The organism is Pseudoalteromonas sp. S3776, assembly GCF_005886915.1.
In the GTDB taxonomy this organism is placed as follows: domain Bacteria; phylum Pseudomonadota; class Gammaproteobacteria; order Enterobacterales; family Alteromonadaceae; genus Pseudoalteromonas.
In genome coordinates this window covers 1-17,043 of record NZ_PNCU01000046.1, presented here as the reverse complement: position 1 = coordinate 17,043, position 17,043 = coordinate 1, and the positions used below count along the sequence as shown (strand labels likewise).

Here is a 17,043-nt window from a genome sequence, read left to right as displayed (position 1 = left end):
AAGTCAGGGCTTTATCTACGGAGCAGTATTAAATACTAGGCGCAAAGGCAAGCTCACTGACTTCGATGTGATAAATGATAGCTAATCATTTATCAACGAGAGATACAAGGCGCTTAGCTTGCTGGCGCGTCGGGCGATAGCTCGAAAAGTTTTACAAAATTGTCTACAGACGCCTCTACTATTAATAAAGCCTAAGTTACTTTGATAATTAAGTAACTGTGGAACTCCCATAGTTTGCTAGAGGCTCTTTTTTAGCTAAATATTTAAAGCTGCTTTGGCGTTTGCTAAATAGGTTTGTGATACTGGTACTTCCAAACCATTTTCGATAATAAGCATAAGTTTTCTGCCTAGGTTAGCGTGTTGAACTAGTAACGGGGTTGGTAAAGCTATTAGATTTGATTGAGCCTGCACGTTAACCGCTCATATTTTAAATACAGGATATGCGCAATGTTTAAGCTACAAAGGGTTGGTTATGTGTAAGCATAAGCCACAGACTTGTTATAGCGCAGTGTGTAAACACAGACAGGAGCTGGACTAACATTGGTACTAAACGATGACTGAGGCGAAGCCAAGGGCCTTAAATAATCATCAATAATTTAGCCTAAATTCATATGGGTGACTGGTGCATATCCACACCAATCGACGTCATTACTAGGTGGGTAGTTATATTTAAATTGAGTCCAAATAATAAGAATACTTGGTTTTTGAATAAAGAGATCAAGAAAACATAGCTGCTAGTTTGACCAAAACCTTCTAATGAGCTACCTCTTTAACTCCTAAGGTACCGTGAAGATGAAGTAGCTTCTGGATGTTTCGTTTTTCTATAACAGAAGAGAATTTTAAAAGTTGGCAACAAATCTTTACCAAAAAATTGATTTAAATTATCTTAATTAGTATCATTTTAGCTACAATCCCCCACAACAACAAGGAAGAGTTGATGAAATCACCTTATGTAACAGAACAATATAAATCAGATCCTATTGGTTTTCTAATTAATATTTTAGATGCTAAAAAAATTGAAAATAAGATTAGAAACGAAGATGATATCTTACCTATATTAACTGGCCTAATTGCCTATAGACAGTTAAGTCGCTATAAACAGACACAGTTAAATGCCGCAATTTTAGCAATAAAAAGTGGACCTGTTAAAGAGCATCTATATGGGCTTGTTGCACAGTTAGCATTTAATCCAAAGTGGTTTAGCTGGAGTTTGAGTGACAAAGAATTAAGAGCCTTTTTTGAAAATAATAAAGACTTAGCTAAAGCAACTGCCGTTTTAGGTGTGGCGTCCGTAGGAACAAGCGTCCCTGCAATTTTAGAATCGCTTTTAAATATAAAAAAAACCGGGGTTAAAGCTGCGGCTAAAGAAGCAATAGTGAAAGCCTCTAATAGTGAAGTAGTTAAATCCGCCGCTTCACAATTTACTAAAAACTCAAAAGTTCTTATTGGTAGTAGTTATGCAGCGGCATATGTCACTGTTATTTCTACTTTTTTGTGGTACTGCTCAAGCAAAAATGAAGCGGCTGCAAAAAAAGAGTTAATCTTAAGAGGTTTAATTAAACTGGAAGATATTTAAATGATATTAAAAGGCTGCATAGTAATATTTTGCTTAATATGCATCAATCTTTTTGCTCGACATCATATAACTCAAAAGAAAGCTAAAGGTCATTCTAATAAGGACTTGTTAATAATCTCATTTATCTTTTCAAGTCTACTGGCGATTCTAACATTGGCTATGCTAGCTATTGGTACTGAGTTCGTTTGCTCGATTCAATCTATAGGCTTGTTTATCATATATTGGAGTAATATATATGGTTTGCTAAAAGTATGGAGAAATGCTGAGTGAAACTAATTAAGCCTTTTTGTTTAATAAGTATTATACTTTTTAGTCAGCTTGCGGCAGGAAATGATTTATATTTTGATGTGGGCAAAGCTACACCTTACCTTAGTGTTTGCTCTCTTAAAAATGATTTATCTGAAAGTAATAGCGTTGTTGACTTTGCTAATGGTGTACTAAGTGAAATATATCATTCTTCTGAGGAATCGAAAAAGGAAGTTGCTGCTTTAGGAGCTAATGAATATTTTGACCAGCTAAGTTATCAGTCTGCACTCGGTGTTACTCAAGAATATGAGCTTTACACTTTACCAAGGTGCGAACGCTTTGCAATTAATATTTTGAATAAGTTATGCTCAGATAAAGTGAGAGGCTTATCAATGCTAGAGTCTGCATGTGAAAAGGCTAAACAGTATCTTTAAATAACAAAACTTAATAAGATTATATTACAAATTAATTTAGGATGGTTTTTAAGGCTTAATTTTCGATTAGCTTTAATAAAAGGCTAAAGGGGTTAAATCTCGGCTTCATATATCAATGGTCTAGATTTATAGTTTATTGCTCATTGAGTTAATTATTATATCTAGACCGTTGCGAATAGAGTTGAGAATGCATTTATAATGTGTGAATCGTGGAGGAGGGCGTGAAAACACCTTTTTGAGTGATGGCGACTTTAAGTGTTTTTTATACTGTATTGAACAAGCAAGCCTTCGTTTTAATATTGAAGTACATTCGTATTGCTCAATGATCAATTACTATTACCTGCTGATAAAAAAGACGAATTTGACCTCTATGGATTTTGCTTTCGGTCCTAATGAAAAGTAAAAAGCCGTTACGGCAATGCAATGGCTTTTCATTATGGTTTTATGTGCTTTGGCAATACGAGCATAAGGCTTTATACCCCTTTAAAAACCTCGCTTTATTCATCAGGCCCTTTGAGCGTAAATTTTAAATGTTTACGCATATCTTTTAAAATAACGCCTTTTTTAAGCATTGCGCCGCTTAAACGCTTTTGCCACTTTAATAAATCTGGCTCTGCGGCTGCTAAGGCTTGCTCGTTTTCAAACTGAAAGCACAGCAGTAGTGAACTTGGAAATAAGTGATATTCCACATCAAACCAGCATTGCAACATACCAGGGAGCTCAGCGCGGCCTTGCTCTTCTAATTTTTCGGCAGTATTAAGTACAAGTGCTTGCTGTTTTACTTGCACTGCAGAGAGTTTTTTCATTATTAAAGTCCAAATTAGCGGCTAACACATACAGCCAGAATGCGGACATTATACGCAAGCTTGTAGGCAGGCAACAACCGTAGGTTTGAGTGAAGCGAAACCCAACGCATAGCCAATGTAATAAACACAAATAAATACAAATGCTATGGGGTGTAGGCGCTTAACTAAAGGCTCTTTTTTTGGCTAAATATTTAAAGCTGCTTTGGCGTTTGCTAAATAGGTTTGTGATACGGGTACTTCCAAACCATTTTCCATAATAAGTATAAGTTTTCTGCCTTCTTTTTTACTTGCCGCAACAGCTTCACGCGATACCCACCAAGAGCGGTGTGTTTGAAAACCGTCGTAACTTTCTAATTTTAATAAAGCATCTTTAAACCGAATAAGTAGCAGGTGTTGGCCTTTATCTGTAACTATATTTAGGTAATGATCATCCATTTGCAAGCAAATTAATCGGCCTCTTTTTTCTAGTGGTAATTCGTTGATTAGTTCGTTTACTTGTTGGTTTTGAATAGTTGCAATTTTTTTAGATTCATCAGTAAGTGCTTTTTCACTTTGCTGTAACTGTTTATTTTGGCGTATTAAAATGCTTTTTATAGAACTTACACCCGCAATAACTCCGCCAATAAATACACACGCTAAAAAAGACATGGGGAGTGATTGCCAGTAATTTTCAAGCGGATTAAAAAATAGGTTAATGATAAAGGGGGCAAAAAGGGCCATGATGGCACTGGCCGTAAGTGTTGAAATAATTAGCCTAATTGCTGCATTGTTATAAGGCTGAGGTAAGGTGTTAGATAACCTCGCTGATAAAACTTGCATTACGGGTGAGTAAACCGCATAGCCACTAAAGCAAATGATTGTCCAAAAGGCGCCGCTGTATAAAAAGCTAATTTCATGCATACCAAATGGTTTTAGAAATGTTAAAAAAAGCACAAAAATAGCCACAACCGCGCAGTCAGATAAAATACTCCCTTTATCAAAACTCCCTCTTATATACTGATTTATATGGTTTATTTCACGATTCGTCAATTGAACTCCTAGTTTTTTTACTTATTTTACGAAGTTTACGGTATAGCTTACGAAAGCGCTGTGGAAGGTGTTGGTTGTTAACCCTATTGTGATTTCAGCGAGCTAAAAAGGCTCCGTCAATTTAACTTATTAGGGGTAGGAAATTCCATGAACTTATTACAGCTTTCAACGCTAGCACTTACTTTAGTAATAGTACCTGTATCGGCACAAACGGTGCAATTTGATATTCAATCTATTAAGCATAATGATGGGAAACTATACATACAGCTGTATAAAGGTAAACAAAGTTATAAAAGTGATATCCCCTATAGTGCCACAATAATAAAAGCAAAAGAGGGCACTGTTAGTGTTGTGTTTAATGGCATTGAAGCAGGTGATTACGCCATTCGCTATTTTCATGATGAAAACAACAACGGCAGCATGGATACCAACTTATTTGGCCTGCCAGTTGAAGGGTATGGTTTTTCAAATAATGCAATTGTAAAGTTTGGCCCTCCAAACTATGAACAAATGTCGTTTAAGGTTGCTCAACAGCCAGTTAAAACTCACTCTACGATTAACTACTGAGGGCGCTGGTATGGAACGCAGAGAGGCACTTAAAAATATATTTAGCTTATCTATTGCTGCAGCGGTTGCCCCGCTACCATCTTTTGCTAATTTATCTTTAGCCGAAGGTGATTTTTTAAAGCAAAACGCGCAGAGCTTTAATAAAGCTTTATTAACTAATCCAAATTTACAGGGGGTTGTTGGATTAAAGCAAAATATCTCCCCGCAGACACTAACGATTGAAGGAGCAATACCAGCTGATTTTAAAGGGATATTTTATAGAAATGGCCCTGCAATACATCAAAGGCAGGAGCAACGCTATTCACATTTATTTGAAGGCGATGGCATGGTTCAACAGTTTTCATTTTCTGGGCAGGGGGTGACCCATCAGGCAAAGTTTGTTAATACCGATAAGTTTGTGCAAGAGCAGCAAGCAGATAAATTTTTGTTTTCAGGTCCCGATAGTAAATTACAGCATAGCCTTTCAATTACTAGCCCCGACAGTATTAATACAGCGAATACCAATGTATTGCCTGTAAATGGTGAATTATGGGCTCTTTGGGAAGCAGGCTCAGCAACAGCACTTGACGCGAATACGCTCAATACAAAAGGGTTGGTTGATCTGGGTAAAAATACTAAATACGGCCGTAGTTTAAATGGGTTGGCATTTTCAGCTCACCCTAAGGTTGATCCCGATGGCACTATTTGGAATTTTGGTAGCACCACTTCTGGCGATATTGTGCTGTACCATTTGAACAAACAAGGGATTACGCAAAAAGTTAATATTTTAAAAACTAATTACCGTGGCGGCATGCTGCACGACTTTTTAGTCACCCATAAACATTTACTTATTATTTTGCCTTCTATTATTCAAGACAAAACCAAAAATACATTTTTTGGTGCTATTAGTTTTGCTAAAAAACTACCAATGCGAGTGCTTGTTGTTGATAAGGAAACGCTGACTTTGAAAAGAGAATATAACCTCGAACCAGGGTTTGCTTTTCACTTTGGAAATGCGTGGGAAGATCAACAAGGTACTATTCGTTTTGATGCTAGCCTTTATCCTAATTTAGATAATTTGCATTATATGAGTGATGTTATGCAAGGCCGGGTTAATCATCCTGAGCCCGCTAAAACAACATTTTTTACGTTATATAAAAATGGCCAAACTAAGAAAGAAACCTTAGCAGGGGTGAGTGAATTCCCTCGTATTTATAATCACTTAACGGGATTAAAAAACGATACTTTAGTTACATTATCTTCCATTGAAAGTGATGTGTGGAGTGACTCTGTGCGTGTTATTAATACTAATACAGGGAAACAGGATATATTTACATATGGTAAAGAATACCTAGTTGAGGAGCACATTGTGGTTGATACCTCACAAAAAGAAGGAAATGGGTATCTAGTAGGCACTGCTTTACATGTGCCATCAAAACGAACATGTGTAAACATTTTTAAAGCGAATAGGGTGAGTGAAGGCCCCGTTTGTAGGGCATGGCTGCCTCATTCAATACCACTTGGTTTTCATGGGAATTTCATGACTACTTAATTGAGTGTGAAAAATAACGTTATTTGCTTATATAACTAAGTAAAGCCAATGTAATAATCACAATAAGTAAAAATGCTATTACTTGTAGGCGCTTAGCTTTCTAGCGCGTTGGCCGAAAGCCCGAACTATTTGCTTTTACATGTAGAGGGAGTTTGTTTTAGTTTTTAAGCAGGAAAACGTATCTAAACTACTATTACGCCTCCAACAATAATGATTTTTACACCGAAAATAAAAACAATATCATTTTGCTAAAAGCTAAAAGCTAAAAGCTAAAAGCTAAAAGCTAAAAGCTAAAAGTGCTCACATAGTAAACACTTTCGCCCTATGCTTTAATATTAAAAAAGGGAGGGGGTTATGCGTAAAAATCGATTTTTATTTAATAAACACGTTGCTGTAATGGCTGCGCTAGGGGCTTTAGCTGCGCCGTTACCTGTATTGAGTAATGAGCCTGGGGTATTGGTTGAGCAGCTTTGTGCTAGTTGCCATAGTTTAAACAACCTTGAGCGCAGTGCGGGTTATAGCCAAGCGGATTGGCAAACACTTATAAGCTATATGGTAGATACAGGCGAAGGTACTGCACTTAGTAAAGATATAAGCGCGTATTTGGCCAAGCATTACCCTGTTAACACTAAGCGCGAGTCAACGGTGGTTAAAGGCGATTTAAAACTAAACTTTAAATACTGGCAAGTGCCTACGCTTGGGCAACGCGCTCGCGACCCTGTGCAAGGTGAAAACGGGCTTATTTGGTGGGTTGGCCAGTGGGGCAATATTTTAGGCAGGTTAAACCCTAAAACCGGTGAAATGAAAGAGTACACTTTGCCAAGTGGTACGTATGCGCACAGCGTGTCGCTTGATAAAAACCAAACCCCTTGGTTTTTAGGTAATAAAAATGGCTCGGTGGGGTATTTAGATTTACAAACCGAAAAATTTAAAGTGTATAAAATGCCTAATAAAAATGCCCGTGACCCGCATACAGGCGTGTTTGATGATGCAGGTATATTTTGGTTTACCCTGCAGCACAGCAACATGATTGGCAGGCTAAACCCTAAAAACGGCGATATTAAACTGGCTACTTTACCCACTAAAGGCTCGCGGCCTTATGGTATAAAGCTTGATTCAAGCGGGACGCCGTGGGTGTCGTGTAACGGCAGTAACTGTTTGGTTAAAGTTGATATAAATAACATGGCGCTTAGCGAAATAAAACTCCCAGGTGCTAAAACACATACTAGGCGCCTTGCTATTACGCCTGATGATATGGTGTTTTTTGTAAACTCTGGCATGGGTAAACTGGGCCGCTATAACCCCAAAAACGGTAAAATAACGCAGTGGGATAATCCCAGCGGCGCAAACAGCCACCCGTATGCCATTGAATATGCCGATAATGCTATTTGGTTTAATGAGTCGGCTAAGCGGCCCGAAACACTAGTTAGGTTTGATTTAAAAACTCAAACCATGCAAAGCTGGCAAATTCCCAGTAAAGAAGGGGTTTACTCTGGCTTAATTAGGCATATGCGTATGGGGAATAACGGCTTAATCATTCATCAAACGGCTACTAATCAATTAGCCGAAATTACGTGGTCTAAGTAATTGAGTTTATTAACACGTTATAGGGAGCCGCTAAGCGTTAATACCCTTATCTATGAGGTAGGAGTTTTTTACAACAGTTAGCAATATTTACGTTGTTTACAAGAGTGTTTGAATGTGATTTAACTTAAGTAATTGATTTTTAAGTGTTGTTTTGGTGGCTTAGGTTTTGCTTAGTAATAGCTGTATTATTTTAAATAGATAAAGGAGTTATTATGAGCAAGGTTATTACTGGGTTATTTGAAAGCGCATCGCAAGCAACACTGGCTATTTATAGGTTAGAAGCATTAGGTATTAATGAAGCTGATATAAGCATTATAGCCAATGACTCATACGCAAAGGAAGATTTTGCTTTAGATGAGGGAACTAAAGCGGCTGAGGGCGGCATTGTAGGAGCAGCCTCAGGTGGTATTATTGCCGCTCTTGTAGGCGGGTTTACTGCTGTAGGTACCGTGGCAACCGGTGGAGCAGGTTTGCTCGTAGCTGGTCCATTAGTGGCTGCTTTTGCAGCGGGCGGCGCTGGTGCTGCTGTAGGTGGCACGTTAGGTGCTGCTATTGGTGCATTTATTCCAGAGCACGAAATTAAATATTATGAAGATGCGATTGAAAAGGGCTCTATTTTAATCGGCGTTAAGTACGATAGCGATAACAAAAACGCAATTGAAGAAATTCTTAACAATGCAGGGGCAAGCAACGTCTCTACTGCATAATGGTTAAAGGAATTGCCAGAAAGGTGAAACGTAGTTTCACCTTTTTTTATTCATTTTTAAATGTCTTTAGACACACTTTACTTATAGCGTTAAAAAACCCCTATAAGGGGCTTTAGAAAAGTTACACTTATTAGGTGGGTTATTTGTGCTTTCGTTTATCTAGCGCGTAATTTACGGCCATTCTTGCTAAGCCTGCACCCACGCCCGACACCACAGCCCATGTAACGGCTTCTTTAAGATCAGTTTTTTCACTCGGGTTGTCTTTTGGGGCTGGCTCATTGGTTACTTTTTCCCACGACTTTTGTAAGCTTTTTCTGGTCAACATGCCAGCTGATGCAGCGGCTAGGCCTATACCTAGTGTTTTAATTAGTTGCTTGTTACTCATAATTCCCTCCATTGTTTAATAGCGATAGGGTCATCTATAACCCGTTTAACGACACTAGTATGCTGAGCAATTAGCATACCGACAGCGCAGTGGGCGTGGCGATCATGGTTTATTTTAGTTTGTGTATGAGAGTGTAATTTGATTAAACGCGCTGTGCTATTGGCTTAGCGTAAAGTTAACTAATTAGCCTCTTAGCGGTTTAGTTGTTTTTTAAGCCACCGCAAAAGGTATTTAGGAAAGCGTGGGTTGCCTGCTAGGCCTGTAAAGTTGTCATTTTATTTGTAAATATGCCTCAGTTTTTGTACAGCGTTTTGGCAAAATTGCGCAGTATGTTTAAAAGTGGCGAGTTGATAATTTCCCATAGCTGATTATTTTATTATGATTCAGCGAGTTAAGTATTATGTAGGCAAATTATACATCCATAGCGAGCTTGGTATAAAGATTGAACCTAATAGCTAAGCAATCACGGTAATTTATAAACCTGATACTTTACGAGGAGATTACAATGAATAGTTTACTGTTTGATTCACCCGTTAGTAAAAGCGCAACACGTATTCTTAAACCCACTTGCGCCATACTTTTTACCGCTGCAATGCTACAAAATAGCGCATTGGCGAATGTAGATGTTGATATGCATGCAGTAAGTAAGTCGGGGCAAGGTGAGCTACTTGGCACCGTTACATTAACAGAAAATGAGCACGGGGTGGTATTTACCCCTGCGCTTAAGGGGTTAACGCCTGGGCAGCATGGCTTTCATGTTCATCAATATGCTAGCTGCGAGCCTAAGCAAAAAGACGGTAAAGTTGTACCTGCCGGTGCTGCTGGTGGGCACTTTGATCCTAACAGTGCTAAACACCACGATGAACCGTGGAGTAATGGCCACTTAGGCGATCTACCTGCGTTATATGTAAATAAGGATGGCGAAGCTACATCGCCTGTTTTAGCCCCAAGGCTCAAGCTTGAGCAGCTTAAACAACATGCAGTGATGATCCACAAAGGAGGCGACAATTATGCCGACGAACCCAAGAAACTAGGTGGAGGCGGTAAACGTGTTGCGTGCGGCGTAATTAAGTAATACAGAGGTTATTATGCCTTATCGAAATACAAATGAGTTACCTGAGTCGGTAAAAAGTAATTTACCTAAACATGCCCAAGAGATATACCAAGAGGCATTTAATAGCGCGTGGGATACCTATAAGGACCCAAGCGATAGAAAAAACGATGACGATCGTGAAACCACAGCGCATAAAGTGGCATGGTCTGCTGTTAAAAATAGCTACAGTAAAAATGATAATGGAAACTGGGTTAAGGCGAGTAATTAGTTACTTGTAAAAGTAAAAAACCAACGTTTAAAAAGCCGCTACAACTTTTGTAGTGGCTTTTTTATAGCGCAATTAGGCTACTCGCTATTGTGTTTGCGGCGTTTATAAAAGGCAAAACCACCTACTACACATGCTAATATAAACGCCATAATAATAGTAAATGCCCACGGTCCAAAATTAGCAATGGCAGGAAGTGCGAGTGCAGTAACAATACCGCCGCCAACCACAGGCTCATAAAGCGGTTGTTTGTAACTAAAGGGGCGAATATGCTCACTAGGGTTTGAGGTAGCCTGTTTTAGCATTAACAGTCCAACCGCCGTAGTGCCCATAGATTGCCCAAGCTCGCCAATCCCTCTCACTTTCCAATCTTTAGTGAAAAACCACCCACCAAAGAAAAAGTAAATAGCTGTGCTATAAGCAACCCCTACCGCGCCTAAAATTAAAATACTTTGCCAATATTTAGCAAGCACCGATAAGTTAAGCGCACCCAGTGCGGCAATTATCAGTAAATCGAGGGAGAGGTTAGAAAGTAGGTTTATTTGATAGTGACTAATTAAGTTACCCATGCCTGATTTATTGAGCGCTATTTGCACCACTAAACCCACCATCATGGCAATGGGGAATAAAGGCATGTACTCAAGTATTTTTACCGATGAATCGGCAAAAAGGTTTTTTTCGGCTACTTGTAAGCCGCTAAGTAAAAGCCAAGCAACAATAACAACAGTGCCTAAAATAGCAAAGTGCAGACCAAACGGGCGGTCTTTTACTTCTACTTTTTCGTCGTGGCTAATTTCAAGCTCTTGGTCGCCATCATCGGTGCGGTTAGACATAATAGTCCCTAACACGATGGCGCTTATAAGGCCTATTGTTGCTATACCTAGCCCCAAGTCCATACCTTTTGCAAAATCGATACTCTCAAAAGTGGATTGCAGGCCAGCTACGGTGCCATGCCCGCCCTGAAATCCTACAGCAATGAGTGCGCCGGCAATTTCGTTGGTATCAAATAAAGGGGTAAGTATTAATAATGCTGTGATCATCCCGACTACATATTGGCCTATGGCAATGCTGTAGCCAAAGCTTAAATTGGGTAGGCTTTGATTTAGCGATTGTTTAATTGTAGGTATTTTTTTACCTAAAAATAAGCCTGCAAACACCACCACAATTAAATACCCAGGTAACTCCTTCCATATATTTGTGACCTTTTCATCTATCCATAAATTAGTCCCTTGGAGTGACAAATTAATATGCTCACCGAGTAATTGTGGCCCTAATAAAAGAGCCAACACGCCGGCAATTAACGAGGAGGGCACAATTAACCCCCTTAAAAATGTGTACTTAATTAAATTACCTAGCGTTAAAAAAAAGGCTAGTAATAGTAACGACTTAAAAAATATAGCTATATCCATAACTGATTTAACCTGTGTTTTATGCCCCTTTAAACTGCCTGCTAATAAAAAGAGCTATACATGTTTGAGTGCTAAATACGCTAGGTAGCAATATATATTCCAGCAACTTTTAAACTTTAAGTGATTGATAATTATATTTTAAATATTTTATGCTGAATTGAGTGCGACGGCTTTACAGAGTTTTTGTATGATTTTCAAACTATAGTGTTAGGTAATTACACAGGGAGTGCACTAAACACGCGTGTGAGTTTCGCTCAAATGTGCGTTACTATTTGGCAAAATTAAGTTTGTTTAAACCCATTGGGATAGCGTTGAATTATTTAGCTCACCTTTATTTTGCACAACCTACAGCCGATTCGCACTTTGGCAATTTATTAGGTGACTTTGGCGGCCGCAGGTATGCACTGCACCTGCCAAGTAGCGTTAAAAGCGCGTTAGAAAACCACTACTTAGTTGATAAGTTTACCGACTCACACCCTTTTGTAAAATCCGCTAAACAGTACTTTTCGCCCGAGCGAAAACGCTTTGCAGGCGTAGCGATTGACGTACTGTTTGATCATTTTTTAATTAGGCATTGGCAACACTTTAACAAACTCCCTTTAAATGATTTTAAACACAGCAGCTACGCACTTTTAAATGATCGCATAGCGGTTATGCCACCGCGCATGCAGCACGTTGTAACCAGCATGACTACAAACGATTGGTTTAAAGAGTACGAAACGATAGAAGGGGTAGGGCTTGCGCTCGATAACATAGCCAAACGCATTCGTTTTACTAATAACTTTGCTGGTACTGCTGAGGATATAACGCAAAACTACCATGAGTTAGAAGCGGTATTTTTAGCGTTTTTTCCTGAGCTGATTGAGCATGTAAAAGAGAGCGGGCTTGAAAGAGGCTGCTAAAAATAGTAGTTATAAGCGTTTCCCATTAAATAAAAGCAGGAGCAGAAAAAGAACCCTGAAGGCCCAAATATACATAAGCGCGGATTGCGTAAAGCAACTAATAGCAAAATATGGGGGGCTGTAGTGTATCCCCTTAGTGATGAAATATTGTTGAAATTTAAAAGGAAGCAGATTTTATGCCTGATGTAACGGCACTGTTTTATATAGCTATTATGGCTTTTTATTTATTACACAAAAACGAAGAAGCCAAAATATTAGTTCCCGTAATTGGCTTCGCTGCAATCCCTCTTTTTAGTAACGATTACTGGCAATGGTTTCAGCTCAGTGCGGCACTGAGTGTTGTTGTTATAGTGATAGAAAAAGAGAAAGCAGGGTATACAGGCGGTGGTGCTGTTTCGGCATTTGCTGCATTTTTTATCGGCGCGTTATTAGTTAGTATTTTTATACACGCGACTTCGTCTGCGGTTACTAGTTTAAACTCTACAAGCTTTAATTTTAAACATCCACTAAGTTACGAGTGGCCTAGGGAAGTTGTAATTTTATACGCATCTTCGTTTATAACTGCATTGCTCGGGATATTATTCAATGTTCGTATGCCTGCAGCTCATAATGGCCTAGTAATTATTGCCGGCTTACTTGCTGTTTTACCTCATTTTTGTGGCTCTTTTTTATATGGTTTAGCATTGAGTGTAATTATTATTGTAGTCACTTTTTTGGTAGCACTTGTTAAAAAGGCGCAAGAAGAAGCGCGCGTTACATTTCTTTATATTGGCGCTGGGTTAATGCAGGTGAGTTGTTTAGTTAAGTACTTTAGCTAACTATTTTTGTTATTTGAACGACTGCTCAAGTTGTGCTTTAATTGTAGCTACTACTTTTAGGAGCGTTTTATGATCAAATTTTATTTTCACCATACACCTAACCCAATGAAGGTTGCTTTGTTTTTAGAAGAAACAGGCCTACCGTTTGAACTTGTACCACTTGATACCTTAAAAGGTGAGCAACATACACCTGAGTTTAAAGCCATTAATCCTAATGCAAAAGCACCTGCCATTGTTGATGGTGAAACCCGTGTGTTTGATTCGAACGCTATATTAATGTACCTAAGTGAAAAGCACGGCAAGTTAGCAGGTAAGCCAGAAAATCGCGCCGAAATGCTTTCATGGTTAATGTTTATTGCATCGGGTTTAGGCCCATACTCAGGGCAAAGTGTTCATTTTAGACACATGGCGCCAGAAGGGCTTGATTACGCAGTAAACCGCTACTTGCGTGAGGCGCAGCGCCATTACGAAGTGCTTGATACACACCTTAAAGGTCGCGACTTTATAGTGGGTGATGAATACACTATTGCTGATGTATCTGCTTGGGGTTGGATTGATAAAGCCCCTGTAGTACTTGGTGAAGAAGGCCTTGCACCATACCCTAATTTAAAGCGTTGGTTTGAAAGCATTGATAGCCGACCAGCGGTTGCGCGTGCACGCAAAATTGGCACCGATGTCGGCTTTAAAAAAGAATTTGATGAAGAAGCCAAACGTGCTTTTTTCCCATCTAATTACCCAAAGAGCTAACGCTTAAAAGTAATAAAAGGGCAGTTTTTGCCCTTTTTTATGCGTATTAATTCCTTAATTTTGCTACAGCGCTACTAAGCTATGCTCTAGCATTGATTGAATCTGTTCTACTATTTTAGCTTCTGTTTCTGGTTCGAACTGTTGTATGCGCGGAGTATGGATATGCCCGGTAGGTATGCTTGAATTTAGCTCGTCACGTAGGCGTATGCTGCGATACGATATTTCGTTAGATAAATATCCACCCCCGCCGCCATTTACCGCAACACTGTTCTTAAGTACGCCATACGATCCCGCTTTAAAGGTTTTATTAAGTGTAGTGACTTCGCGGTTGTCGATTACTTTATACGGGCCATTGGCGTTTTGCATGGCGCTTACTGGTAGGCTAAATTTTACAAACTCATTACCAGGTAGTGGGCGACCATTTAGCTTAGGAATAACAGGGCTTGTTTGCGTACCGCCGTAGACAATATTAGCGTTATCTGGCGCGGTAACACTGCGGCGTTTACCCGGAAAGTGCTCTAAATCAAACTCGGTTCTGCCCATGCTAACCGTTACAACCATGTCAACGTTATTAAGTGCATAGTAGGGGGCAAGCAGAGACTCTACTATGCCTTGGTCAAAGTCTTTGTAGCGTACTGGTACCATAACCGTGTTAATTTCGGCGCTAACGCCATTGTAATTAATAACTTGGCCGTCGAGTAACAACGCGGCTACCCCAGATGGGTTGCTTTGGTTGATATTTTTGTCGAGTAAAAAAGGGTCAAACCCGGTTAGTACAATCTTTTTATCACTGCCTGATGAAAAAGCTAAATCGGCGCGGCCTCGGCTGCCTTCTTCAAGCATTTTTAGCAGCGTATTTATTTGCGCGTTAGATAGCTCAAATTTTGCGGCGGTTGTACGTATTATTTTACTTGAAAGCAGGCGCGCCCAGTAAAGTGCTCTATCATCGTAGTTTTTAGTTTTAATAATGCGTTGCTTAGCGCTTTCCCACAGCTCAAAACTATAGGTTTTTATGAGCTGCTTGGCCTCTTTAAAGTTATTGAGCGCTTTGAACTGCTGCTCAAAGTTGGTTACTTCTTTATCAAAGGCGTTTAACACGGCGGGCATTGCAGTTTGTGCTTTGCTGATGCGTTGTTCTTCAACGGTGAGTGGATTACTTAAAGCTGCGAATGAAGAGGCAATTAAGCTGGTTGCTAGTAATACTTTGATCATGATACTCCTAATTAAGCCGTTGTTATTTGAGTAACTTACTATCCTACTATTAAACAGTGAGGGCAATTATTTAAAGTTGAATTAACTGATATCTGGTACGGATGGAATGTTACATTATTACATTTTAATGAATTTAGCAAAGCGCCGCACTTTTAGTGGGTTATTTCCTTTACTATAGATTTAATAAAAAACACGGGAATAAAATAATGGTTTCTAGAAGAGAGTTTTTATTAAGTGCAGGCTCGCTTGCGTTTATTGGCTTATCGCGCAGCGCAATGGGTAACGTTGCTTTACCTGAAGTAACAACTAAGCTGCCCGCTTATGGCCCATTAATAGCCGATCCTCAGGCTTTATTAGACTTACCTAAAGGCTTTAGTTATCAGGTTATATCTAAGCTCGGCGATAAAATGGATGATGGTTTAGATGTGCCCGATCGGGCCGATGGCATGGGCTGTATTGCATTAGATAACGAACGCGTAGCCCTTATCCGTAATCATGAATTACAGCCTAAACACATTGATACAGCGTCTGACTTAATTAGTAATCACAAAAGCCCCTTAGCCTATGATTCGCTTGAAAATGGTGTAGCTTTGCCTGGGGGCACTAGTCATATAATTTTTAACTTAAAAGAGCAAAAACGCGAGCAAGAATATTTATCGCTATGTGGCACAATACGAAACTGCTCAGGCGGTGTAACACCATGGGGTAGTTGGCTAACGTGCGAAGAAACCGTTATGGATAAAAGCGATGGTTTGTCACAATCTCATGGTTACATTTTTGAAGTTCCAGCCAGTGCCAAAGGCTTAATTAAGCCAGAGCCATTATATGATATGGGCCGATTTAATCATGAAGCCGCAGCAATAGACCCACAAACCGGTATTGTTTATTTAACTGAAGATAGAGGCGATAGTTTGTTTTATCGGTTTATTCCTCATCATCGCGATAAGTTAAATAAAGGCGGCACATTGCAAGCTATGGTAATTAAAAACCAGCCTCAGTTTGATAGCCGAAATTGGGACTCTCCGGCCATGCCACTACACAGCGACCTTTTGGTTGAATGGATAACACTCACAGACCCTAAAAGCCCAAATGATGACTTACGCAAGCAAGGTTATAAAAAAGGCGCAGCCTTATTTGCACGGGGAGAGGGGATACATTGGGGTAAAAATGAGCTTTATTTTTGCTGTACTAATGGGGGCAAAAAGCAGTTAGGTCAGGTAATGAAGTACACACCATCAAAAAACGAAGGTACTGAGTTAGAGCAAAATGAACCTGGCAAAATACAACTATTTGTAGAAAGTACAAACGAGTCGTTATACAACTTTGGTGATAATTTAACGGTAGCGCCTAATGGGCATTTAATTGTATGTGAGGATCAATATACTGATACAGTGAATAACCATTTACGCGGGGTAACACCTAAAGGAGAGGTGTATAACTTTGCTAAATTGCATACGCAAACAGAGCTTGCTGGGGCGTGTTTTTCACCTGACGGGCAAACCTTATTTGTAAATGTATACATGCCATCTAAAACGTTGGCTATTACTGGTCCTTGGGATAGTTTTAAGCTTTAAAGCGGTAAAAAATACAAACGCTTAGCATGCTTATACTAGGGCGTGCTGAACTTTGTAGGTTGAAATTTTTTCAATTTAGGGGCGATTAAATCGCGGCGCGAGGTTTGTAACCTAGTGGGCTAAGTAAAAACCGAGCAAAGCTTCCGCGTCCTGCTCACGCCCCTTACCTACATCCATGTAGGCAACAAGGAGTT

Annotated in this window: 17 protein-coding genes; 12 read left to right on the top strand and 5 right to left on the bottom strand. The window is 39.4% G+C overall.

Annotated features, from left to right (window positions below; all coding sequences use genetic code 11):
• The first annotated feature begins 937 nt into the window (after positions 1-937).
• Together CWC16_RS16520 and CWC16_RS16515 are read left to right on the top strand one after the other, a co-directional pair.
• Entirely contained in the window at positions 938-1,576 is a 639-nt protein-coding gene (locus CWC16_RS16520; protein ID WP_138542302.1) for a hypothetical protein, read from the top strand.
• A gap of 266 nt (positions 1,577-1,842) precedes the next feature.
• Positions 1,843-2,256, top strand: a complete 414-nt coding sequence (locus CWC16_RS16515) for a hypothetical protein (protein ID WP_058154182.1) — start codon at positions 1,843-1,845, stop codon at positions 2,254-2,256.
• 497 nt (positions 2,257-2,753) lie between these two features.
• Here the strand turns inward: CWC16_RS16515 and CWC16_RS16505 are convergent, their stop codons facing one another.
• Together CWC16_RS16505 and CWC16_RS16500 are read right to left on the bottom strand one after the other, a co-directional pair.
• Positions 2,754-3,062, bottom strand: a complete 309-nt coding sequence (locus CWC16_RS16505) for a hypothetical protein (protein WP_138542301.1) — start codon at positions 3,060-3,062, stop codon at positions 2,754-2,756.
• Between the two features lie 183 nt (positions 3,063-3,245).
• Positions 3,246-4,091: a LytTR family DNA-binding domain-containing protein gene (locus tag CWC16_RS16500; protein ID WP_138542300.1), complete on the bottom strand. Its 846-nt coding sequence runs from the start codon at positions 4,089-4,091 to the stop codon at positions 3,246-3,248.
• 147 nt (positions 4,092-4,238) lie between these two features.
• Between CWC16_RS16500 and CWC16_RS16495 the strand changes: the two genes are divergently transcribed.
• The 4 genes from CWC16_RS16495 to CWC16_RS16480 all read left to right on the top strand — a co-directional run bounded on the left by CWC16_RS16495 (position 4,239) and on the right by CWC16_RS16480 (position 8,483).
• The gene (locus CWC16_RS16495) at positions 4,239-4,658 is read left to right on the top strand and encodes a DUF2141 domain-containing protein (protein ID WP_138542299.1); all 420 of its coding nucleotides are present in this window, start codon (positions 4,239-4,241) and stop codon (positions 4,656-4,658) included.
• A gap of 10 nt (positions 4,659-4,668) precedes the next feature.
• Positions 4,669-6,189: a carotenoid oxygenase family protein gene (locus tag CWC16_RS16490; RefSeq protein ID WP_138542298.1), complete on the top strand. Its 1,521-nt coding sequence runs from the start codon at positions 4,669-4,671 to the stop codon at positions 6,187-6,189.
• 354 nt (positions 6,190-6,543) lie between these two features.
• Positions 6,544-7,776 (top strand): Vgb family protein, encoded by a 1,233-nt coding sequence (locus CWC16_RS16485; RefSeq protein WP_138542297.1) that lies wholly within the window; start codon positions 6,544-6,546, stop codon positions 7,774-7,776.
• Positions 7,777-7,988: 212 nt separating this feature from the next.
• Positions 7,989-8,483, top strand: a complete 495-nt coding sequence (locus CWC16_RS16480) for a hypothetical protein (RefSeq protein WP_138542296.1) — start codon at positions 7,989-7,991, stop codon at positions 8,481-8,483.
• A gap of 139 nt (positions 8,484-8,622) precedes the next feature.
• Here CWC16_RS16480 and CWC16_RS16475 read toward each other — a convergent pair whose 3' ends face one another.
• Positions 8,623-8,868 carry a DUF4235 domain-containing protein gene (locus CWC16_RS16475; protein WP_138542295.1) on the bottom strand — a complete coding sequence of 82 codons (246 nt, stop codon included), beginning with the start codon at positions 8,866-8,868 and terminating at the stop codon, positions 8,623-8,625.
• A 505-nt stretch (positions 8,869-9,373) separates the two neighbouring features.
• Between CWC16_RS16475 and sodC the strand changes: the two genes are divergently transcribed.
• Both sodC and CWC16_RS16465 read left to right on the top strand, forming a co-directional pair.
• Positions 9,374-9,943: a superoxide dismutase family protein gene (gene sodC / locus CWC16_RS16470; protein WP_138542294.1), complete on the top strand. Its 570-nt coding sequence runs from the start codon at positions 9,374-9,376 to the stop codon at positions 9,941-9,943.
• A 13-nt stretch (positions 9,944-9,956) separates the two neighbouring features.
• A complete protein-coding gene (locus CWC16_RS16465) occupies positions 9,957-10,190 on the top strand; it encodes a ChaB family protein (protein ID WP_138542293.1) in 234 nt (77 codons plus the stop codon).
• A gap of 77 nt (positions 10,191-10,267) precedes the next feature.
• On the opposite strand, the gene CWC16_RS16460 is transcribed toward CWC16_RS16465, so the two are convergent.
• Complete coding sequence (locus CWC16_RS16460; protein WP_249929295.1) at positions 10,268-11,500, bottom strand: sodium/glutamate symporter family protein; 1,233 nt, start codon at positions 11,498-11,500, stop codon at positions 10,268-10,270.
• Between the two features lie 407 nt (positions 11,501-11,907).
• Between CWC16_RS16460 and CWC16_RS16455 the strand changes: the two genes are divergently transcribed.
• The 3 genes from CWC16_RS16455 to CWC16_RS16445 all read left to right on the top strand — a co-directional run bounded on the left by CWC16_RS16455 (position 11,908) and on the right by CWC16_RS16445 (position 14,063).
• Positions 11,908-12,498, top strand: coding sequence for an acyl carrier protein phosphodiesterase (locus CWC16_RS16455; protein ID WP_138542291.1), 591 nt, complete (start codon positions 11,908-11,910; stop codon positions 12,496-12,498).
• A 176-nt stretch (positions 12,499-12,674) separates the two neighbouring features.
• Positions 12,675-13,316, top strand: a complete 642-nt coding sequence (locus CWC16_RS16450; protein ID WP_138542290.1) for a hypothetical protein — start codon at positions 12,675-12,677, stop codon at positions 13,314-13,316.
• A 69-nt stretch (positions 13,317-13,385) separates the two neighbouring features.
• Positions 13,386-14,063, top strand: coding sequence for a glutathione S-transferase family protein (locus CWC16_RS16445; protein ID WP_138542289.1), 678 nt, complete (start codon positions 13,386-13,388; stop codon positions 14,061-14,063).
• Between the two features lie 63 nt (positions 14,064-14,126).
• Here the strand turns inward: CWC16_RS16445 and CWC16_RS16440 are convergent, their stop codons facing one another.
• Positions 14,127-15,275 (bottom strand): PA0049 C-terminal domain-containing protein, encoded by a 1,149-nt coding sequence (locus CWC16_RS16440; RefSeq protein WP_138542288.1) that lies wholly within the window; start codon positions 15,273-15,275, stop codon positions 14,127-14,129.
• A gap of 206 nt (positions 15,276-15,481) precedes the next feature.
• Here CWC16_RS16440 and CWC16_RS16435 point away from each other — a divergent pair, with 206 nt between their 5' ends.
• Positions 15,482-16,849, top strand: coding sequence for an alkaline phosphatase PhoX (locus tag CWC16_RS16435; protein ID WP_138542287.1), 1,368 nt, complete (start codon positions 15,482-15,484; stop codon positions 16,847-16,849).
• Positions 16,850-17,043: the final 194 nt, after the last annotated feature.